Raw genomic sequence first — 20,064 nt, forward strand, 5'->3', positions numbered from 1 at the left:
AAACAGAATGAACACAGATGATACAGTAACGATTTATGATGTTGCCCGTGAAGCTGGGGTCTCAATGGCAACTGTTAGCCGTGTCGTTAATGGCAACAAGAATGTTAAAGAGAACACTCGAAAAAAAGTCCTAGAAGTGATTGATCGCTTGGACTATCGTCCAAATGCGGTAGCACGTGGTTTGGCTAGCAAGAAAACAACGACAGTCGGAGTTGTGATTCCTAACATTACCAATGGTTATTTCTCAACGCTTGCTAAGGGGATTGACGACATTGCTGAAATGTACAAGTATAACATTGTCCTTGCAAATAGTGATGAAGATGATGAAAAGGAAGTTTCAGTAGTCAACACTCTCTTTTCAAAACAAGTCGATGGGATTATCTTTATGGGCTATCACTTGACTGAAAAGATTCGTTCAGAATTCTCTCGTTCACGGACACCGGTTGTTCTTGCTGGTACTGTGGATGTTGAACACCAACTTCCAAGTGTGAATATCGACTACAAACAAGCAACGATTGATGCTGTGAGCTACCTTCTCAAAGAAAACGAAAAAATTGCTTTTGTGAGTGGACCACTTGTCGATGATATCAATGGCAAGGTTCGTTTGATCGGTTACAAGGAAGCCTTGAAAAAAGCTGGACATTCTTATAGCGAGGGTTTGGTCTTTGAATCAAAATACAGCTATGACGATGGCTATGCCTTGGCAGAACGCTTGATTTCATCACAAGCTACAGCCGCAGTTGTAACAGGTGATGAATTGGCTGCGGGTGTCCTAAATGGTTTGGCTGACCACGGTGTGTCTGTGCCGGAAGAGTTTGAAATCATTACTAGTGATGATTCACAAATCTCACGCTTTACCCGTCCAAACTTGACAACTATTGCCCAACCTCTTTATGACCTTGGTGCCATCAGTATGCGTATGTTGACGAAGATTATGCACAAGGAAGAGTTGGAAGAACGTGAAGTTCTCTTGCCTCATGGTTTGACAGAGCGTCGTTCAACACGAAAACGGAAATAGAAAAAATCAGGGAATCGTGAAGATTTCCTGATTTTGCTTTCTAGAGTAGGGTTTAGCCTTCCATATAGTCTTTCAAAGCCTGTCCTTTTAATCCTGCATTGAGGGCGATAAGGAGTTTCAAGCGGGCTTTTTGAGCGTTGAGTTCTTTGACAAAGAAAACACCAGCTCGTTGCAGCTGTACCCCTCCACCTTGGTAGGCGTAGACAGGTTCAGCAATGCCGTTAAAGCACCGTGAGACCAAGGCGACTGGAATTCCTTTTTGTAGAAGGCTTTCTAATTTTTGAGCCGTTTCTTTGGGAATATTACCAGCTCCGAAGGCTTGGATAATCAATCCGTCCAATTGTTCCAAATCCAGCATATCAATCAGCTCATCTGTCATACCAGCATAAGCCGAGATGATAGGAACTAATCCTTGTATGTGATCAAGGTCAAAGCGGACACGGGGCTCAGCTGTTTTGAAGTAGAGGATTTCGTGTTTCATAATCAGACCAAGTGGTCCGTGCGTTGGAGTCTGGAAGGTGCTGACGTTGGTCGTATGTGTTTTGGTGACATACTTGGCAGCGTGGATTTCATCGTTCATAACGACCAAAACTCCTTTGCCAGCAGCCCTGTCATCGCTAGCTACTCGTAAAGCACTTAGGTAATTATAAACACCATCACTACCGAGTTCGTTGGAGCTGCGCATGGCCCCTGTTAGAACGATGGGGATGGGCGGGATTTTCATGGTATCAAGGAAGTAAGCTGTTTCTTCTAAGGTATCCGTACCATGTGTGATGACTACTCCATCGTAGTTATTAGCTTCCTCTTTGATTTTATGATAGAGTGCAAGCATATGCTTGGGTTTGATATGGGGGCTTGGCAGGTTAAAAAAGTCTAGGGCATGAACCTCAATCCCTTCAAGTGGATTGGAAACATGGTTCATGGGATTGTCCTGACTAGTTACAACGGCACCAGTGGCGTCTGCTTGCATGGAAATAGTCCCACCTGTATGCAAAACAAGGATTTTCTTAGGCATGATTTAGTCACTCTTTCTGAAATGTGGTATAATCATTGTAACACAAAAGGGGAGAATGGGATAGGATGGAAGTCAAAGCTGTTTTTTTTGATATCGATGGAACGCTAGTCAACGATCGCAAGAGTGTTTTGAAATCCACTAAGGACGCGATTAAGATTGTCAAAGAGCAAGGGGTACTTGTTGGAGTAGCGACAGGACGAGGGCCGTTTTTTGTCAAGGAATTGATGGAAGACTTGGACTTGGACTTTGCGGTGACCTACAATGGCCAATACATTTTTAATAAAGAAAAGGTGCTCTTTGCAAGCCCAATTGCTAAGTCAAGCCTGCGTCAACTGATTGCTTACGCTAAAAAGGAGCGTAAAGAAATCGCTCTTGGAACTGAGCATGCCGTTGTTGGTTCGAAGATTATGTCATTTGGTCTCGGCTCCTTTTCTCAACTGGTTAGTCGTTTTATTCCGACTGTGCTGACAAGAACTGTTAGCCGTTCCTTTAATCGAATGGTCAGCAAGGCAGTTCCTCAAAAGGAAGACGACCTACTTAACTTGATTAATCAACCCATTTATCAAGTTTTGATGCTGATGACGCCAGAGGAATCTGAGAAAGCTGCAAGTGATTTTGAAGATTTGAAATTAACTCGAAGCAATCCTTTTGCAGCAGATATCATCAACCAAGGAAATTCCAAACTAGAAGGCATTCGCCGAGTAGGAAAAGAATATGGCTTTGATCTCAACCAGGTCATGGCCTTTGGTGATTCAGATAACGACCTGGAAATGTTAGCAGGTGTCGGTATGTCAGTCGCTATGGGAAATGGCAGTAGCAGTGCCAAAGAGGTTGCTAAACACATTACAGCAAGCAATCAACAAGATGGCATCCACAAGGCGCTTGAGCACTTTGGCGTTTTAGCTTCAGAAAAAGTGTTTGTCAGTCGGGACTACCACTTTAATAAGGTCAAGACCTTCCACCACATGATGGATGAACGAACTCAAGAAGAGCCACAGGCATGGGATGCTGAAGGTGCAACCCACCGCGCAGACTTTAAAATTGAAGAATTAGTAGAGTTTGTCCGCGCTGCAAGTTCTTCAGAGGAAGAATTTCAAGACTCCCTTGCAAGCATGCATGAGGCACTTGATAAGGCGGCAGAGAAAGTGGCGAAAAAGACACCTGCTAAGCAAAATCTGGTCGGTCAAGTGGATGCTTTGATCGACACACTGTATTTCACGTACGGCAGTTTTGTTTTGATGGGAGTGGATCCAGAACGCATTTTTGATATTGTTCATGAAGCAAATATGGGAAAGGTCTTCCCTGATGGAAAAGCTCATTTTGACTCGGTTACGCACAAGATTTTAAAACCGAATGACTGGGAAGAAAAATATGCTCCAGAACCTGCCATTAAACAGGAGCTACAACGTCAGCTTAAGGCTTATGAGCGACATAAAGAAAGAAATAGAAATAATAAGTAACAAAAAGGAGCTCTAGGCTCCTTTTTTAATAATTATAATGTTTTTTCACTTTCTCTTACGACCAGCAAATCGACTTTTGCATGGCGGAGAATATATTCAGATGAAGAACCGACTAAGAGGCGTTCAAAGGCATTGAGACCTGTAGCACCAACTAAAATCAAGTCAACATTTTCTGCGTCCGGAATCGTCCGAGCGAGGAGAGTTTTGGGATTTCCCATTTCGATGACGATGTGGATATCCGTTAAACCAGCATCTTTTGCACGCTTTTCATACTCTTTCATCATACTTTCAGCATCTGCTTGGAGTTCTTCGTAAACTTCAGCATCAAAGGTAGATACGCTTTGAAGAGCGCGTGTGTCAATAACATGGACAATGGTGAGCTTGGATTCATTGCGTAGAGCAGTGTAAACACCTTTGACGAAAGCCAAGTCCGCTTCTTTAGAACCATCAATTGCGACCATAACATTTTGGTAACGTTGTGCCATAATGAAACCTCCTGAAATTTTCTTACTTTTATTGTAACCCTTTTCACTAAAGAAGTAAAGTAAAAATCATATTTTAAACCATATTGTTGGTCATAGACTTAGTGCGTATATAGAAATAAAAGAGAGAATTGGTGAGAATTCCCATTGTCCATTTTTTTCTTTTACTTCCTTGTTTATGGAAGCTTGTCGCAGCGACTTTCTAGTGGTATAATGTTACTATCCTGACGAATTGAGGAAAAAAGATGAAAGAATTTAACAAATCTAGCAAGCTAGAGCATGTTGCTTATGATATCCGTGGTCCTGTTTTAGAAGAAGCCATGCGTATGCGAGCAAATGGAGAAAAGATTTTACGCCTGAATACAGGGAATCCAGCAGAATTTGGCTTTACAGCGCCAGATGAGGTCATTCATGATTTGATTATGAATGCGCGTGATAGCGAAGGTTACTCTGATTCTAAAGGGATTTTCTCAGCCCGTAAGGCTATCATGCAGTATTGCCAACTGAAGAAATTCCCAAATGTGGATATTGATGATATTTACCTTGGAAATGGTGTCAGTGAGCTGATTGTCATGTCCATGCAGGGGCTTTTGGACAATGGAGATGAGGTCTTGGTACCTATGCCAGACTATCCTCTCTGGACAGCGGCTGTCAGCCTAGCTGGGGGAAATGCCGTTCACTATATCTGTGATGAGGCTGCAGAATGGTACCCTGATATTGACGATATCAAGTCAAAAATTACTTCCAATACCAAGGCTATTATTCTCATCAATCCAAATAATCCGACAGGAGCCCTCTATCCCAAGGAACTCTTGTTGGAGATTATTGAGATTGCACGTCAAAACGACTTAATTATCTTTGCGGATGAAATCTACGATCGTATGGTCATGGATGGTCATGAGCATGTCTCAGTAGCTAGTCTGGCTCCAGATGTCTTCTGTGTCAGCATGAATGGTCTTTCAAAATCTCACCGTATCGCTGGTTTCCGTATAGGATGGATGGTCTTATCTGGACCTAAGACACATGTCAAGGGCTATATTGAAGGTCTTAATATGCTGTCTAACATGCGCCTTTGCTCTAACGTTTTGGCTCAGCAAGTCGTACAAACCTCGCTAGGTGGGCATCAGTCGGTGGACGAATTGCTCCTTCCTGGTGGACGGATCTACGAGCAAAGAAACTTCATTTACAATGCCATCCAAGATATCCCAGGTTTGTCTGCGGTCAAGCCGAAGGCGGGACTTTATATCTTCCCTAAAATTGACCGCAATATGTATCGCATCGATGATGATGAACAATTTGTCCTCAATTTCTTGAAGCAAGAGAAGGTTCTATTGGTTCATGGTCGCGGTTTTAACTGGCAAGAACCAGACCATTTCCGTATTGTTTATCTCCCTCGTGTAGATGAATTAGCACAAATCCAAGAAAAGATGACTCGTTTCTTGAAACAGTATCGTAGATAGGGCTTACATGAGAAAAAGCTGGAAACATTTGCCTAGAGCTATTGACAAAAGTATCAGAATCAGATAGAATAGTAAAGTATGTTTAGTAACTGATCACTTTATAGCCGGCTAAACGAATACAAAATCTATGAGGAGGTATTCATCGTGAAACGTACTTATCAACCAAGTAAAATTCGTCGTGCGCGCAAACACGGATTCCGTAACCGTATGTCAACTAAAAACGGTCGTCGCGTATTGGCAGCTCGTCGTCGTAAAGGACGCAAAGTTTTGGCTGCATAATCCAAACAAATTCAGCAAAGAAGTCAGTAGGAACTCGAGTCTACTGGCTTTTCTTTTTATCTTAAAGGGTGCATTGTCCACGAAATCGGTCATTTCAGATGAAACTCATGGAGGGCTCATTTAAAAGGTCACATACAAAAAACTCAAAATCAGATATAAGTTACTGATTTTGAGCTTTTGTTTATTCTTTTAAGTGATAAGAGTAGCTAGCGACAACGACGTCTTCGTGCCATCTGAGAGCATATTTTAGTTTGAGGCTCATTTGATTGTGCAGGATATTTTGCCAAGGCTTGTTAGGGATAAACTGTGGGACAAGGACTGTAACGGTATAGTTTTTTTGCTTAGCTTCTTGGGCGATTCGTTTGACATACTTAACGCTAGGGGTGATGATGTCGCGGTAGCTGGTATTGATATTCTTCAGAGTGATACTTGGGAAGTAATCGGCAAATTCCTGGAGGATTTCTTGGTCTTTTTCCGCCGTTTCTTTAGTAGAAATGTGCATGGCCAACACTTCGTCACCGATACTTTGAGCGTAGTTAATGGCTCCGACACTTACTCGAGTAACATTTCCTACTAGGACAAGGACAAGGTTACCGTCATAAGTGCGCTTTTCAATTCCTTCGTAGAGTCGCAGTTGTTTTGCCACTTTTTGGTAATGGTTGTGAATGGACAAAAAGAGGAAAGTTAGAACTAGGATAATTGGGAAGAATGGCCAGATATCACCTAGTCTGAAGAGGAGTAAAATGAGGACAATAGCATAACAAATGATGGCCCCAAGGATATTAGCAAAGGCAGGTTTTAAGAAGTTTGCTCCTTTTTCCTTTTTCCAATGGCGAATCATCCCAGTCTGAGAAAGGGCAAAGGGAACGAAGACCCCGATAGTATAAAGAGGAATCAAGCGTTCAGTATTCCCATTAAAAATGAGAAGAAGGATCATAGCCCCAAAGGCCAGAGTTAAGATACCGTTGGAGTAGCCAAGGCGATCCCCTTTTTCCATAAAGAGATGAGGCATGTACTTGTTTTTGGCCATATTGTAGGACAGCATAGGGAAGGCTGAAAAGCCAGTATTTGCAGCTACAGCTAGAATCAAGGCTGTTGAGAACTGGAAGAGATAGTAGCTAGCATGACCAAAGAATGAATCACCAAGAATGCCCTTGGCCATTTGCGAGAGGATGGTTTCTCCGTGTTGAGGCGTGATACCCATCCAGTAGTTTAGGAAGGTAATGCCTGCAAAAAGAAATCCTAAAATCAGCGACATGATGGTCAAAGTCTGAGCAGCATTCTTTTCTTTCGGAGTTTTAAAAAATGGTACCGCATTTGAAATAGCTTCAACCCCTGTCAGAGAGGCAGAGCCACTGGTAAAGGCTCTTAGTAGGAGAACGATGGAAAGGCTCGGAACAGTTTGTCCAATGGTTGAAGTCGCCTGATAGTTTAGGGACCCTGTAAATAGTTGAAAGAATCCATAAAGCAAGAGAAAGACGGTACTGAAGATAAAGAGGTAGACGGGAATCATCAGAGAGCTGGCAGATTCTTTCAATCCTCTTAAATTCAAGAGCATGAGCAGGCAGACTAGGAAAATAGAGATATGAAGATTGTAGGGATGGAGGGCAGGGATGGCTGCTGTAATAGCATCAGCTCCAGACGCAACGGATACGGCTACTGTCAGCATATAGTCAACAAGGAGGCTACCACCTGCAATCAAGCCTAGTTCAGGGGAGAGATTTTCCCGAGTGACCATATAAGCTCCTCCGCCTTGAGGATAGGCGTGGATGATTTGACGATAGGAAATGGTCAAACTAGCGAGCAGTAAGAGGACAAAAATACCGATAGGGAGGCTCCACCAAATAGCGAGAGGAGAGAGACTGACTAAAACGAGAATGACTTGTTCAGGTCCATAGGCAATAGAAGACAGGGCATCACTGGATAACATTGCAAGTGCCTGCATTTTTCCAAGTAATCCCCCTTCACCGTCTGTGAGGGACTTGAGTGGTCGACCGATAAAGGTATATTTTAATTTTCTAAACATTTTCTTTTCCTTTGATGAAAATTTCAATAAGTGTTATTATACTGCTTTGAAAAAGGGCAGTCAAGGGAGAATGACTGGTTTTTGGATATTTTTCCAAGCCGAGGGATGCTATTTTTGGTATAATAGATGGAAGAAAATGAGGTTAGAAGAGATGATTTTTGATACGCACACACATTTAAATGTAGAAGAATTTGCAGGACGTGAGGCCGAAGAAATCGCCTTGGCTGCTGAGATGGGTGTGACACAGATGAATATTGTTGGTTTTGATAAGCCAACCATTGAACGAGCCCTAGAGTTGGTAGATGAGTATGAGCAACTCTACGCAACTATTGGCTGGCATCCAACGGAAGCAGGGACATACACAGACGAGGTCGAAGCTTACTTGCTTAAAAACCTAAAGCATCCCAAGGTTGTTGCTTTAGGTGAGATTGGTCTGGACTACCATTGGATGACAGCACCTAAGGAAGTGCAGGAGCAGGTTTTTCGTTGTCAGATTCAGTTATCTAAGGATTTGAACTTGCCTTTTGTGGTCCACACTCGTGATGCGCTAGAAGATACTTATGAGATTATCAGGAGCGAGGGCGTTGGTCCTCGTGGTGGAATTATGCACTCATTTTCAGGTTCTTTGGAGTGGGCTGAGAAGTTTGTCGAGCTTGGAATGACTATTTCTTTCTCAGGTGTGGTGACCTTTAAAAAAGCGACGGATATCCAAGAGGTTGCTAGGGAACTTCCTTTGGACAAGATTTTGGTAGAGACGGATGCCCCTTACCTGGCTCCTGTTCCTAAACGTGGCCGTGAAAACAAAACAGCCTACACACGCTATGTGGTAGATTTTATCGCGGATTTGCGTGGGATGACGACTGAGGAGTTAGCCGCAGTAACAACTGCAAATGCAGAACGTATCTTTGGATTGGACAGAAAGTGATGAAAGAAAAAATTTCCCAAGTCATCGTGGTCGAAGGCCGCGATGATACAGCCAATCTCAAACGTTACTTTGACGTAGAGACCTATGAGACACGAGGGTCGGCAATCAATGACCAGGATATAGAGCGGATTCGTCGCCTGCATGAACTGCATGGAGTCATTGTCTTTACAGATCCTGACTTTAACGGTGAGCGCATTCGTTGCATGATTATGACGGCCATTCCAACTGTGCAGCATGCCTTTCTCAAACGAGATGAAGCAGTGCCCAAATCTAAGTCCAAGGGACGGTCTCTGGGAATCGAACACGCCAGCTATGAAGATCTAAAAACAGCGCTGGCTCAGGTGACAGAGCAATTTGAAAACGAGAACGAGTTTGACATCAGTCGTGGTGACTTGATTCGCCTAGGTTTCTTGGCGGGAGCAGACAGCCGTAGACGCCGAGAGTATCTAGGTGAACAGCTCCGCATTGGCTATTCCAACGGCAAGCAACTCCTCAAGCGTTTAGAGTTGTTTGGGGTAACCTTGGCAGAAGTGGAAGAGACTATGGAAAGTTATGATAATAGCTAGATAGCCCAAAAATACAAAGGGAATGTGTTACAATAGAGGTACTTAGATTTATTTTGATAGCGTTCAAATAGAAACTTATAAGGACAGAACGAAATGAAAATCCGAGTTGATAGAGATTCTGTGTGTATGGGGGACGATGTACTGCCTCATGAGGTGGAATTTGAAGTTCCTGATGACATGACGGTGAAAGATTTTTTTGAATTTCTAGAAAAGGGACGTTATTTGCCGTCTGTTCAAGGAAATAATGTGGCCTGGGAACTCCGTAATCGGAATGGTGAACAAGGTGTTTATTTCACTAAAACAGGAGAGATTATCCATCCAGATGGAGTATTAAAAGAGATGTTGGAAGGAATTACGGAGACACCCTTATTTGTTTTGCTCTATCATTATACCCCGGAAGCATACTATATTAGAAAATAGAATAAATGAGAATTGCAGATGATGTCCTGACCGAGGTTGAACTGGTCATGTATTGTTATCGTCCCTTGGTGCTTTTATGAAACATCTTTTTAAATGAAGTCTAGGTTTTCGATTGGGCATGAAAAATTGGAAACTTTATAGTTTTATCTACATCCTACTTGAACCACTAACCTTTTTCAAAGATTGTGAAAGGAAATGATATGGCAAATAGAAGTTATATTTACTTAAAAAACGGAGATGAAGCCCGTATTCTAACAGAGGGAATTTACACAATACCCTATTTTTGGCAATTGTTTTGGGATGAAGACGATTTAAAAGCTCCGATTGCTCTCTGGAAAACAGCAGAAAAACTGGAAGAAGATGAAGAGCAAGCAGAAAGATTTTACCAAGAGCAGAATGTAGATATCTTGCTTTCTATTGAAAAATTCCAGCAGAATGCCCTCAAAAACCGATCTTTTTTAGAAGAGAATGCCCCGCAATCCGTGCAACTATATGATGACTTTGTCCGCTATATTCTTGCAAATGTCAAAGACGGTGATGTGCTCGGATTTGATCTTTTAGATGTTGTTTTTATGGACCAAGTGTCTGTTGTTTCTGATAAACTGTTAAAAAATATACGAGCCATTCGGGAAAATCGACCCAAAGATTTAGATTTTTCTGTGACAGAAAAGAACTTAATTGGTCTTGCTATGGGCTTTCCTGATTATTATGCTTCAGAATTATTGCCAGAAGACAATATTGTAGATTCGGTTGCCTATCAGGATGAACTGAAGAAAATGAACCCCCAAGAAGATAAGAAAGTGCTAGATACGACTGGAGCTGATTCAAAAGGGAACAAGTCTCGTGTTCTTTTAGTGTTTTGGATTTTGTTGGCACTAGTAATTATGTGGGTTTTATATATTATTTTTAGCTAATAAATAGAAAAGAGAATAAATGAGAATTGCAGATTATAGCGTGACCAAGGCAGTGCTGGAGCGTCACGGTTTTACTTTTAAAAAGTCCTTCGGGCAAAATTTCCTGACGGATACCAATATCCTTCAAAAAATCGTGGATACAGCTGAAATTGATGATCAGGTTAATGTCATCGAAATCGGGCCAGGGATTGGTGCCTTGACAGAATTTTTGGCTGAGCGTGCGGCAGAAGTTAAGGCTTTTGAAATTGACCACCGTTTGGTGCCAATTTTGGCAGATACCCTACGTGATTTTGACAATGTGACCGTGGTTAACGAGGACATTCTCAAAGTTGACTTGGCTCAGCATATCCAGAATTTCAAAAATCCTGAATTGCCGATTAAGGTAGTTGCCAATTTGCCCTACTATATCACAACGCCTATTCTCATGCATTTAATCGAGAGTGGCATTCCTTTTAGTGAGTTTGTCGTCATGATGCAAAAAGAAGTGGCGGATCGCATCTCAGCACAGCCCAATACCAAAGCTTACGGTAGTTTGTCGATTGCTGTTCAATATTACATGACAGCAAAGGTTGCCTTTATCGTGCCTCGTACGGTCTTTGTACCAGCACCAAACGTGGACTCAGCTATCTTGAAAATGGTGCGCCGTCCAGAACCTGCCGTAGCAGTGGAAGATGAACAGTTTTTCTTTAAGGTTTCCAAGGCTAGCTTCACTCATCGTCGCAAGACCTTATGGAACAATTTGACAGGCTACTTTGGGAAGACCGAAGAAATCAAGGACAAACTGACCAAGGCTTTGGACCAGGCAGGCTTATCTCCATCTGTGCGTGGGGAAGCTCTCAGCTTAGAAGAGTTTGCCAGCCTAGCAGATGCGCTTAAAGGACAGGGACTCTAAGATGCAGGGACAAATCATTAAAGCCTTAGCAGGATTTTACTATGTAGAGAGTGATGGCCAAGTCTATCAGACACGTGCGCGTGGGAATTTCCGTAAAAAAGGTCACACACCCTACGTCGGAGACTGGGTAGATTTTTCTGCTGAGGAAAATTCCGAAGGTTATATCCTCAAGATCCACGAACGGAAAAATAGTCTGGTCCGTCCGCCTATTGTTAATATTGACCAAGCGGTGGTTATCATGTCGGTCAAGGAGCCGGATTTTAATAGCAATTTGTTGGATCGCTTCTTGGTTCTTTTGGAGCACAAGGGTATCCATCCCATCGTCTATATTTCTAAAATGGACTTGCTGGAAGATAGGGAAGAATTAAGTTTTTACCAACAAACCTATCGTGCCATTGGTTACGACTTTGTGACTAGTAAAGAAGAACTTTTGCCTTTGTTGACAGGAAAAGTGACGGTCTTTATGGGGCAGACAGGTGTTGGAAAATCAACCCTCCTCAATAAAATCGCACCAGACCTCAATCTTGAAACAGGAGAGATCTCAGACAGTCTAGGTCGTGGTCGCCATACCACTCGAGCTGTTAGTTTTTACAACCTCAATGGGGGTAAAATTGCGGACACACCAGGCTTTTCATCACTGGATTATGAAGTGTCAACGGCTGAAGACCTCAATCAGGCCTTTCCAGAGATTGCCAGTGTCAGTCGAGATTGCAAGTTCCGTAGCTGTACCCATACCCATGAACCAGCTTGTGCGGTTAAGCCAGCTGTAGAAGAAGGCGCCATTGCAACCTTCCGTTTTGACAACTACCTGCAATTCCTCAGCGAAATTGAAAATCGCAGAGAAACCTATAAAAAAGTCAGCAAAAAAATTCCAAAATAAGGAGAAACCTATGTCTCAATACAAGATTGCTCCGTCAATTCTGGCAGCAGATTATGCCAACTTTGAACGTGAAATCAAGCGCCTAGAAGCAACTGGTGCAGAATATGCCCATATCGATATCATGGATGGGGACTTTGTACCACAAATCAGTTTTGGTGCAGGTGTGGTTGAAGCTCTTCGGCCTCATAGCAAGATGGTCTTTGACTGCCACTTGATGGTGGCGAATCCTGAACACCACTTAGAAGATTTTGCGCGTGCAGGTGCAGACATCATCAGTATCCATGTAGAAGCAACGCATCATATTCATGGCGCTCTTCAAAAGATTCGTTCGCTCGGTGTCAAACCTTCGGTTGTCATCAATCCAGGTACGCCTGTCGAGGCGATTAAGCACGTCCTTCACCTAGTTGATCAAGTCTTGGTCATGACGGTTAACCCTGGCTTTGGTGGTCAAGCTTTTCTGCCTGAAACCATGGATAAGGTTCGTGAGTTGGTTGCCCTTCGTGAGGAAAAAGGTTTGAACTTTGAAATCGAAGTCGATGGCGGGATTGATGACCAGACCATTGCTCAAGCTAAAGAAGCTGGAGCGACCGTTTTTGTAGCAGGATCCTATGTCTTTAAGGGAGATGTCAATGAACGAGTGCAAACTCTCAGAAAACAACTGGACTAGGGTTGCCGTTTTTGCAGGCGGAGACCGCGGTCATTATCGGACGGATTTTGATTGCTTTGTCGGTGTGGATCGAGGCTCACTCTGGGTCTTGGAAGAAGATCTGCCTCTCACTCTAGCAGTTGGAGATTTTGATTCGGTGACTGCAGACGAGCGTCAGTTGATTCAAAAACGTGCCCAACATTTTGTCCAAGCCCAGCCAGAAAAGGATGATACGGATCTGGAATTGGCTCTCTTAACCATCTTTGAGCAACATTCTCAGGCTCAGGTGACTATTTTTGGGGCTTTGGGTGGTCGAATTGACCATATGCTGGCTAATGTCTTTCTGCCTAGCAATCCCAAGTTGGCACCCTATATGCGCCAGATAGCGATTGAGGATGGGCAAAATGTGATTGCCTATTGTCCAGAAGGGACCAGTCAGCTAGAGCCCCGTTCAGACTACGATTATCTAGCCTTTATGCCAGTTCGGGATAGCCAGTTGACCATTATCGGAGCCAAGTATGAGTTGACAGAGGAGAATTTTTTCTTTAAAAAAGTGTACGCTTCTAACGAATATATAGATAGGGAAGTTGCGGTAACTTGCCCAGATGGCTATGTCGTCGTGCTGCATAGCAAGGACAGGAGGTAGGATGGAGACTGTATTATTACTATTATTAATTGCCAACCTAGCTGGGCTCTTTCTGATTTGGCAAAGGCAGGATAAGCAAGACAAATACCTAGCCAAGAGTTTGGAGGATCAGGCAGACAATCTTTCAGATCAACTGGATTATCGCTTTAAACAAGCTAGACAAGCAAGCCAGTTAGACCAAAAAGACTTGGAAGTGGCTGTCAGCGACCGTTTGCAGGAAGTGCGAATGGAGTTGCACCAAGGGCTGACGCAAGTTAGACAGGAGATGAACGAGAATCTCCTTCAAACCAGAGATAAGACCGACCAACGTCTCCAAGCCTTGCAGGAATCAAATGAGCAACGTTTGGAACAAATGCGCCAGACGGTCGAGGAAAAGTTAGAGAAGACCTTACAGACGCGATTGCAGGCTTCCTTCGAGACAGTTTCCAAGCAACTGGAGTCGGTCAATCGAGGTTTGGGAGAGATGCAGACAGTTGCCCGCGATGTCGGTGCCCTTAACAAGGTTCTCTCTGGAACCAAAACGAGAGGGATTCTGGGAGAATTGCAACTGGGGCAAATCATTGAAGACATCATGACACCTGCCCAGTACGAACGAGAATTTGCAACAGTTGAAAACTCCAGTGAACGAGTGGAGTATGCCATCAAGTTACCTGGACAGGGTGACCAGGAATATGTCTACTTGCCGATTGACTCCAAGTTTCCACTGGCGGATTATTACCGCTTAGAAGAAGCTTATGAAGCAGGAGATAAGGACGAAATTGAACGCTGTCGTAAGTCACTCTTAGCAAGCGTCAAGCGCTTTGCCAAGGATATCAAGAGTAAATATTTGGCGCCACCACGGACGACCAATTTTGGAGTCTTGTTTGTTCCGACAGAGGGACTCTACTCAGAGATTGTTCGCAATCCGGTCTTCTTTGATGATTTGAGACGGGAGGAGCAGATTATTGTTGCTGGTCCAAGCACCTTGTCGGCCCTGCTTAATTCTCTATCAGTTGGCTTCAAAACTCTCAATATCCAAAAGAGTGCAGATCATATCAGCAAGACCCTTGCTAGTGTCAAGACCGAGTTTGGCAAGTTCGGGGGAATTTTGGTTAAGGCACAAAAACATCTCCAACATGCCTCTGGCAATATTGATGAATTATTAAACCGTCGTACTACAGCTATCGAGCGGACGCTCCGTTACATTGAGTTATCAGAAGGTGAGCCTGCGCTTGATCTACTCCATTTCCAAGAAGATGAGGAAGAATATGAAGATTAGTCACATGAAAAAAGATGAGCTGTTTGAAGGTTTTTACCTGATCAAGTCAGCTGACCTGAGACAGACGCGTGCTGGGAAAAACTACCTAGCCTTTACCTTCCAAGACGATAGTGGCGAGATTGAAGGAAAACTCTGGGATGCCCAACCTCATAACGTTGAGGCCTTTACCGCAGGGAAAGTAGTCCACATGCAGGGGCGCAGAGAAGTTTATAATAATACACCTCAAGTCAATCAAATTACTCTCCGCCTGCCTCAGCCTGGGGAACCCAATGATCCAGCTGCCTTCAAGATCAAGTCACCAGTCGATGTCAAGGAAATCCGTGACTACATGTCACAAATGATTTTCAAAATTGAAAATCCTGTCTGGCAGCGTATCGTTCGCAGTCTCTACACCAAGTATGATAAGGAATTTTACTCCTATCCAGCTGCCAAGACCAACCACCATGCCTTTGAAACGGGTTTGGCCTATCATACAGCGACCATGGTGCGCTTGGCAGATGCCATTAGCGAGATCTATCCTCAGCTCAATAAGAGCCTCCTCTATGCCGGGATTATGCTGCATGATTTGGCCAAGGTTATTGAGTTGACGGGACCAGATCAGACGGAGTACACAGTGCGAGGCAATCTCATTGGCCATATAGCCCTCATCGATAGCGAAATTACCAAGACAGTCATGGAACTCGGCATCGATGATACTAGAGAAGAAGTGGTGTTACTGCGCCATGTCATCCTCAGTCACCATGGCTTGCTAGAGTATGGTAGTCCAGTCCGTCCACGTATCATGGAGGCAGAGATTATCCATATGATTGACAATCTAGATGCCAGCATGATGATGATGTCAACAGCTCTAGCTTTGGTGGATAAAGGAGAGATGACCAATAAAATCTTCGCTATGGACAATCGTTCCTTCTATAAACCAGATTTAGATTAATAATTTAAGAAAAACGAGCATTTTTTACGCAATAATGTTCGTTTTTTTATGTGAATATGGTATAATGGATAAAATATCAAAATTAAATGGAATGGTAAATAAAAATGAAATTAAGAAGAAGTGATCGGATGGTTGTCATTTCCAACTATTTGATTAATAATCCATACAAACTAACAAGTCTCAATACCTTTGCAGAAAAGTACGAATCTGCTAAATCATCGATTTCAGAGGACATTGTGATTATCAAGCGTGCCTTTGAGGAAATCGAAATCGGCCATATTCAGACTGTGACTGGAGCAGGTGGTGGCGTTATCTTTACACCATCAATCTCTAGTCATGAAGCCAAAGAAATGATCGCAGACTTGCGTGACAAACTTTCAGAAAGTGACCGTATCTTGCCGGGCGGCTATATCTACCTGTCTGATTTGCTTAGTACGCCTGCCATTTTGAAAAATATTGGGCGCATCATTGCCAAGAGCTTTATGGACCAAAAAATCGATGCCGTTATGACAGTAGCAACAAAGGGTGTTCCGCTCGCAAATGCAGTTGCCAATGTCCTCAATGTTCCATTTGTCATTGTGCGTCGTGACTTAAAAATTACCGAAGGTTCAACGGTCAGTGTCAACTATGTTTCAGGTTCAAGCGGTGACCGCATTGAGAAAATGTTCCTTTCAAAACGTAGCCTCAAGGCAGGCAGTCGTGTCTTGATTGTGGATGACTTCTTGAAAGGTGGGGGAACTGTCAATGGGATGATCAGTCTCTTGCGTGAGTTTGATTCGGAACTAGCTGGTGTCGCAGTTTTTGCAGACAATGCCCAAGAAGAACGTGAAAAGCAGTTCGATTACAAGTCACTCTTGAAAGTAACCAATATTGATGTTAAGAACCAATCCATCGATGTTGAGATTGGAAATATCTTTGACGAAGACAAATAAGAAATAGAACTAAAGGTTGGAACGATTGTCCCAGCCTTTCTTTGCAAACAGAATAGAAGGATGCTTATGAAAACACCATTTATCAGCCGTGAAGATTTAGAAACGATTGTTTCCGAATTCCCGACTCCCTTTCACTTGTATGACGAGAAGGGGATTCGTGAAAAAGCAAGAGCCGTCAACCAGGCCTTTTCCTGGAACAAGGGCTTTAAAGAATATTTTGCAGTCAAGGCCACTCCAACTCCAGCCATCTTGAAAATTCTCAAAGAGGAAGGTTGTGGTGTGGACTGTTCTAGTTATGTGGAGCTTTTGATGAGCCATAAACTGGATTTTCCTGGTTCTGAGATCATGTTCTCTTCTAACAATACCCCAGACCAAGAGTACGCCTATGCGCGTGAATTAGGTGCGACCATTAACTTGGATGCTTTTGAAGACATTGAACATCTGGAGCGAGCGGCAGGCATTCCAGAAATCATCTCTTGTCGTTACAATCCTGGAGGCGTTTTTGAGCTAGGAACAGATATCATGGACAATCCTGGGGAAGCCAAGTTTGGGATGACCAAGGACCAGCTTTTTGAAGCCTTTGCGATTTTGAAGGAAAAAGGAGCCAAGACATTTGGGATTCACTCTTTCCTAGCATCCAATACTGTCACCCATCTCTACTACCCAGAGTTGGCGCGTCAGCTCTTTGAATTGGCTGTTGAAATCAAGGAAAAGTTGGGCATTTCACTAGACTTTATCAATCTTTCCGGCGGAATCGGAGTCAATTACCGTCCAGATCAGGAGCCAAATGACATTGCTGTGATTGGTGAGGGAGTTCGTAAGGTTTATGAGGAAGTCCTTACGCCAGCAGATCTTGGTCAGGTTAAGATTTTCACCGAATTGGGTCGCTTTATGTTAGCCCCTCACGGAGCTCTCGTTACAAGAGTCACTCATAAGAAAAAAACCTATCGTACCTATCTGGGCGTGGATGCATCAGCAGTCAACCTCATGCGTCCAGCCATGTATGGGGCCTACCACCATATTACCAATCTGACCCATCCAGATGGACCTGTTGAGGTGGTAGACGTGGTCGGTTCACTCTGTGAAAACAATGATAAATTTGCCATTAATCGCGAACTGCCTCATACAGAAATCGGTGATTTGCTGGCAATTCATGATACAGGTGCACATGGATTCTCCATGGGTTATCAGTACAATGCAAAACTACGCTCGGCAGAAATCCTCTATACCGAAGAAGGCAAAGCCCGCCAAATCCGCCGTGCAGAGCGCCCTGAGGACTATTTTGCAACCTTGTATGGTTTTGATTTTGAATCGGATCATTAAAAGAAATTGAAAATGAAAGTGAAAAACAGATTGCTTTCTAAAAAATAGACAAAAAAACCTTGTTTTTCACCTTACTCGTGATATAATAAAACTATAAAACGGTTTCAAGGAAGGTGACGATATGTCTGAAGAAACAATTGACTATGGACAAGTGACAGGAATGGTGCATTCGACAGAGAGTTTTGGGGCGGTAGATGGCCCTGGGATTCGGTTTATTGTCTTTTTGCAGGGTTGTCACATGCGTTGCCAGTACTGTCATAACCCCGACACATGGGCTATGGAGACCAATAAATCACGCGAACGCACAGTAGACGATGTCTTGACAGAAGCCCTTCGCTACCGTGGCTTCTGGGGAGACAAGGGAGGAATCACTGTTAGTGGTGGAGAAGCCCTCTTACAGATTGATTTCCTAATTGCCCTCTTTACCAAGGCCAAGGAAAAAGGAATCCACTGTACCTTGGATACCTGTGCCCTTCCATTCCGTAACAAACCACGTTATCTCGAAAAGTTTAATAAACTCATGGCAGTGACAGACTTGGTTCTATTGGATATCAAGGAGATTAACGATGAACAACACAGGATTGTTACCAGCCAAACTAATAAAAATATCTTGGCCTGTGCAAAATATCTATCAGATATTGGGAAGCCTGTGTGGATTCGCCATGTGCTGGTTCCAGGCTTGACAGACAGAGATGAGGACTTGATTGAACTTGGTAAATTCGTCAAAACCCTCAAAAACGTTGATAAGTTTGAAATCCTACCTTATCACACTATGGGGGAATTCAAGTGGCGTGAACTAGGAATTCCTTATTCGCTCGAAGGGGTAAAACCACCAACAGCAGACCGTGTCAAGAATGCCAAAAAACTCATGGATACAGAAAGCTATCAAGACTATATGAAACGTGTACATGGATAAAAAAGAAGCCTGATGGGAACATCAGGCTTTTGTGATGCAGAAAAGGCCTAGCCTTTCAGCTAAGCCGTTGCCTTATTTTCTAGAATGTTGTTTACCAGCATTACGTTTTTTATGTTTCTTAGTAGTCGTAATTGCAGTTGCTTGATTAGGAGTGATATCTTTTCGCCCGCCTGTAGTTGATGCTGAACTTGCTTTTGGTGGATTTTTGGCAAATTCTTCACGTACTTTTTGACGAAGTTTTGGACGAACAACATAGTTAACGATGAACTGTTGGAGAATCATCATGAAACCACCGACAACCCAGTAAAGTGTCACACTGGCTGGTGCGAAGAGGGAGAAGACGACAATCATGAGTGGGCTCATGTAAATCATTTTCTTGAGTTGATCTCTTTGCATCTCGTCTTCTACTCCGTGAAGTGAAAGGAGTGATTGGAGATAGTAGAGGATACCAGCGAAGGCGACAAGGATCATACTTGGGGAACCGAGATTGATACCCAAGAAGGTAGAGCTAGCTACACCATCAGTGTATTGGGCTGCAAAGTAGATAGCAGAGAAGAAAGGCATTTGAATGAGGATAGGGAAGCATCCTACACCACCGAACATGCTGATGCCGTTTTCTTTTTGTGCAGCAAAGAGAGCCTGTTGTGCTTCTAGTTTTTCTTCCTGAGTTGTTGCCTCTTTAAGGCGTGTTTGATGTGGTTCGAGCACGTGTTTGAGAGCATTCATCTTTTCAGAGTGAAGTGTTGCCTTCCATGATTGGTAGATACCAAGTGGCAAAATAATCAAACGTACGATAATCGTTACGATGATGATCCCAATCCCAAAACCAAGGTTCATATCATTGGCAAAGTATTTGATAGCCTCTGCCATAGGCGATCCGATAGTGTTCCAGATAAAACCAGTAGGTTGTCCTGTTGCTTTGTCTACTTGGACACAGCCTGTCAAGACGAGTAGCATAGCCACTCCCATAGCAGAGAGGGCAAAACGTTTAATAGATTTCAATGTTTTCATTCCTTCTTTAAAAATTATACCTTTCTATTCTACTGTTTTTTTGTAAAATATACAATAGTTCTAG

21 protein-coding genes are annotated in these 20,064 nt (G+C 43.2%); 17 read left to right on the forward strand and 4 right to left on the reverse strand.

All coding sequences use genetic code 11. The features are described 5' to 3' along the window. Positions 1-7: 7 nt before the first annotated feature. Positions 8-1,018, forward strand: coding sequence for a catabolite control protein A (gene ccpA / locus ACVX3R_RS01050; protein ID WP_057489261.1), 1,011 nt, complete (start codon positions 8-10; stop codon positions 1,016-1,018). Between the two features lie 52 nt (positions 1,019-1,070). Here the strand turns inward: ccpA and ACVX3R_RS01055 are convergent, their stop codons facing one another. Continuing rightward, complete coding sequence (locus ACVX3R_RS01055; protein WP_458795148.1) at positions 1,071-2,033, reverse strand: asparaginase; 963 nt, start codon at positions 2,031-2,033, stop codon at positions 1,071-1,073. 65 nt (positions 2,034-2,098) lie between these two features. Here ACVX3R_RS01055 and ACVX3R_RS01060 point away from each other — a divergent pair, with 65 nt between their 5' ends. Beyond that, positions 2,099-3,493, forward strand: a complete 1,395-nt coding sequence (locus ACVX3R_RS01060; protein ID WP_458795149.1) for a Cof-type HAD-IIB family hydrolase — start codon at positions 2,099-2,101, stop codon at positions 3,491-3,493. A gap of 32 nt (positions 3,494-3,525) precedes the next feature. Here the strand turns inward: ACVX3R_RS01060 and ACVX3R_RS01065 are convergent, their stop codons facing one another. Further along, a complete protein-coding gene (locus tag ACVX3R_RS01065; protein WP_000079164.1) occupies positions 3,526-3,978 on the reverse strand; it encodes a universal stress protein in 453 nt (150 codons plus the stop codon). Positions 3,979-4,220: 242 nt separating this feature from the next. Between ACVX3R_RS01065 and ACVX3R_RS01070 the strand changes: the two genes are divergently transcribed. Continuing rightward, positions 4,221-5,435, forward strand: coding sequence for a pyridoxal phosphate-dependent aminotransferase (locus ACVX3R_RS01070; RefSeq protein ID WP_000657746.1), 1,215 nt, complete (start codon positions 4,221-4,223; stop codon positions 5,433-5,435). Positions 5,436-5,579: 144 nt separating this feature from the next. Continuing rightward, the gene (gene rpmH, locus ACVX3R_RS01075) at positions 5,580-5,714 is read left to right on the forward strand and encodes a 50S ribosomal protein L34 (RefSeq protein ID WP_000831902.1); all 135 of its coding nucleotides are present in this window, start codon (positions 5,580-5,582) and stop codon (positions 5,712-5,714) included. Between the two features lie 181 nt (positions 5,715-5,895). Here rpmH and ACVX3R_RS01080 read toward each other — a convergent pair whose 3' ends face one another. After that, entirely contained in the window at positions 5,896-7,740 is a 1,845-nt protein-coding gene (locus tag ACVX3R_RS01080) for an APC family permease (protein WP_221161228.1), read from the reverse strand. Positions 7,741-7,891: 151 nt separating this feature from the next. Here ACVX3R_RS01080 and ACVX3R_RS01085 point away from each other — a divergent pair, with 151 nt between their 5' ends. The 13 genes from ACVX3R_RS01085 to pflA all read left to right on the forward strand — a co-directional run bounded on the left by ACVX3R_RS01085 (position 7,892) and on the right by pflA (position 18,989). Further along, positions 7,892-8,665, forward strand: a complete 774-nt coding sequence (locus tag ACVX3R_RS01085) for a TatD family hydrolase (RefSeq protein ID WP_458795150.1) — start codon at positions 7,892-7,894, stop codon at positions 8,663-8,665. Further along, a complete protein-coding gene (rnmV, locus tag ACVX3R_RS01090; RefSeq protein ID WP_458795151.1) occupies positions 8,665-9,231 on the forward strand; it encodes a ribonuclease M5 in 567 nt (188 codons plus the stop codon). Before ACVX3R_RS01085 ends, rnmV begins: the two co-directional genes overlap by 1 nt. 93 nt (positions 9,232-9,324) lie before the next feature. Further along, positions 9,325-9,651, forward strand: a complete 327-nt coding sequence (locus ACVX3R_RS01095; protein WP_458795152.1) for a hypothetical protein — start codon at positions 9,325-9,327, stop codon at positions 9,649-9,651. A gap of 200 nt (positions 9,652-9,851) precedes the next feature. Beyond that, entirely contained in the window at positions 9,852-10,565 is a 714-nt protein-coding gene (locus tag ACVX3R_RS01100) for a dimethyladenosine transferase (protein ID WP_458795663.1), read from the forward strand. Positions 10,566-10,584: 19 nt separating this feature from the next. Continuing rightward, positions 10,585-11,457 (forward strand): 16S rRNA (adenine(1518)-N(6)/adenine(1519)-N(6))-dimethyltransferase RsmA, encoded by an 873-nt coding sequence (gene rsmA, locus ACVX3R_RS01105; RefSeq protein ID WP_458795153.1) that lies wholly within the window; start codon positions 10,585-10,587, stop codon positions 11,455-11,457. A gap of 1 nt (position 11,458) precedes the next feature. Then, entirely contained in the window at positions 11,459-12,337 is an 879-nt protein-coding gene (rsgA, locus tag ACVX3R_RS01110; protein ID WP_458795154.1) for a ribosome small subunit-dependent GTPase A, read from the forward strand. Positions 12,338-12,347: 10 nt separating this feature from the next. After that, positions 12,348-13,004: a ribulose-phosphate 3-epimerase gene (gene rpe, locus ACVX3R_RS01115; RefSeq protein WP_458795155.1), complete on the forward strand. Its 657-nt coding sequence runs from the start codon at positions 12,348-12,350 to the stop codon at positions 13,002-13,004. Then, on the forward strand, positions 12,967-13,629 hold the full coding sequence (locus tag ACVX3R_RS01120) for a thiamine diphosphokinase (RefSeq protein ID WP_458795156.1): 663 nt from the start codon (positions 12,967-12,969) through the stop codon (positions 13,627-13,629). The genes rpe and ACVX3R_RS01120 overlap by 38 nt, the downstream gene beginning before the upstream one ends. A gap of 1 nt (position 13,630) precedes the next feature. Continuing rightward, positions 13,631-14,887 carry a DNA recombination protein RmuC gene (locus ACVX3R_RS01125; RefSeq protein WP_458795157.1) on the forward strand — a complete coding sequence of 419 codons (1,257 nt, stop codon included), beginning with the start codon at positions 13,631-13,633 and terminating at the stop codon, positions 14,885-14,887. Next, positions 14,877-15,818 carry a 3'-5' exoribonuclease YhaM family protein gene (locus ACVX3R_RS01130; protein WP_458795158.1) on the forward strand — a complete coding sequence of 314 codons (942 nt, stop codon included), beginning with the start codon at positions 14,877-14,879 and terminating at the stop codon, positions 15,816-15,818. The genes ACVX3R_RS01125 and ACVX3R_RS01130 overlap by 11 nt, the downstream gene beginning before the upstream one ends. A 104-nt stretch (positions 15,819-15,922) precedes the next feature. Next, the gene (gene purR, locus ACVX3R_RS01135; RefSeq protein WP_002874197.1) at positions 15,923-16,750 is read left to right on the forward strand and encodes a pur operon repressor; all 828 of its coding nucleotides are present in this window, start codon (positions 15,923-15,925) and stop codon (positions 16,748-16,750) included. 66 nt (positions 16,751-16,816) lie between these two features. Next, a complete protein-coding gene (locus tag ACVX3R_RS01140; protein WP_458795159.1) occupies positions 16,817-18,073 on the forward strand; it encodes a diaminopimelate decarboxylase in 1,257 nt (418 codons plus the stop codon). Between the two features lie 121 nt (positions 18,074-18,194). Further along, on the forward strand, positions 18,195-18,989 hold the full coding sequence (pflA, locus tag ACVX3R_RS01145) for a pyruvate formate-lyase-activating protein (RefSeq protein ID WP_001288279.1): 795 nt from the start codon (positions 18,195-18,197) through the stop codon (positions 18,987-18,989). 72 nt (positions 18,990-19,061) lie between these two features. On the opposite strand, the gene yidC is transcribed toward pflA, so the two are convergent. Further along, positions 19,062-19,991 (reverse strand): membrane protein insertase YidC, encoded by a 930-nt coding sequence (yidC, locus tag ACVX3R_RS01150; RefSeq protein ID WP_061420056.1) that lies wholly within the window; start codon positions 19,989-19,991, stop codon positions 19,062-19,064. Positions 19,992-20,064 lie beyond the last annotated feature (73 nt).

This window comes from Streptococcus sp. 517s (genome assembly GCF_054445985.1).

Coding starts and splice junctions, on each gene's coding strand:
- ccpA (WP_057489261.1), top strand. CDS start 8: ATGAACACAGATGATACAGTAACGATTTATGATGTTGCCCGTGAAGCT.
- ACVX3R_RS01055 (WP_458795148.1), bottom strand. CDS start 2,033: ATGCCTAAGAAAATCCTTGTTTTGCATACAGGTGGGACTATTTCCATG.
- ACVX3R_RS01060 (WP_458795149.1), top strand. CDS start 2,099: ATGGAAGTCAAAGCTGTTTTTTTTGATATCGATGGAACGCTAGTCAAC.
- ACVX3R_RS01065 (WP_000079164.1), bottom strand. CDS start 3,978: ATGGCACAACGTTACCAAAATGTTATGGTCGCAATTGATGGTTCTAAA.
- ACVX3R_RS01070 (WP_000657746.1), top strand. CDS start 4,221: ATGAAAGAATTTAACAAATCTAGCAAGCTAGAGCATGTTGCTTATGAT.
- ACVX3R_RS01080 (WP_221161228.1), bottom strand. CDS start 7,740: ATGTTTAGAAAATTAAAATATACCTTTATCGGTCGACCACTCAAGTCC.
- ACVX3R_RS01085 (WP_458795150.1), top strand. CDS start 7,892: ATGATTTTTGATACGCACACACATTTAAATGTAGAAGAATTTGCAGGA.
- rnmV (WP_458795151.1), top strand. CDS start 8,665: ATGAAAGAAAAAATTTCCCAAGTCATCGTGGTCGAAGGCCGCGATGAT.
- ACVX3R_RS01095 (WP_458795152.1), top strand. CDS start 9,325: ATGAAAATCCGAGTTGATAGAGATTCTGTGTGTATGGGGGACGATGTA.
- ACVX3R_RS01100 (WP_458795663.1), top strand. CDS start 9,852: ATGGCAAATAGAAGTTATATTTACTTAAAAAACGGAGATGAAGCCCGT.
- rsmA (WP_458795153.1), top strand. CDS start 10,585: ATGAGAATTGCAGATTATAGCGTGACCAAGGCAGTGCTGGAGCGTCAC.
- rsgA (WP_458795154.1), top strand. CDS start 11,459: ATGCAGGGACAAATCATTAAAGCCTTAGCAGGATTTTACTATGTAGAG.
- rpe (WP_458795155.1), top strand. CDS start 12,348: ATGTCTCAATACAAGATTGCTCCGTCAATTCTGGCAGCAGATTATGCC.
- ACVX3R_RS01120 (WP_458795156.1), top strand. CDS start 12,967: ATGAACGAGTGCAAACTCTCAGAAAACAACTGGACTAGGGTTGCCGTT.
- ACVX3R_RS01125 (WP_458795157.1), top strand. CDS start 13,631: ATGGAGACTGTATTATTACTATTATTAATTGCCAACCTAGCTGGGCTC.
- ACVX3R_RS01130 (WP_458795158.1), top strand. CDS start 14,877: ATGAAGATTAGTCACATGAAAAAAGATGAGCTGTTTGAAGGTTTTTAC.
- purR (WP_002874197.1), top strand. CDS start 15,923: ATGAAATTAAGAAGAAGTGATCGGATGGTTGTCATTTCCAACTATTTG.
- ACVX3R_RS01140 (WP_458795159.1), top strand. CDS start 16,817: ATGAAAACACCATTTATCAGCCGTGAAGATTTAGAAACGATTGTTTCC.
- pflA (WP_001288279.1), top strand. CDS start 18,195: ATGTCTGAAGAAACAATTGACTATGGACAAGTGACAGGAATGGTGCAT.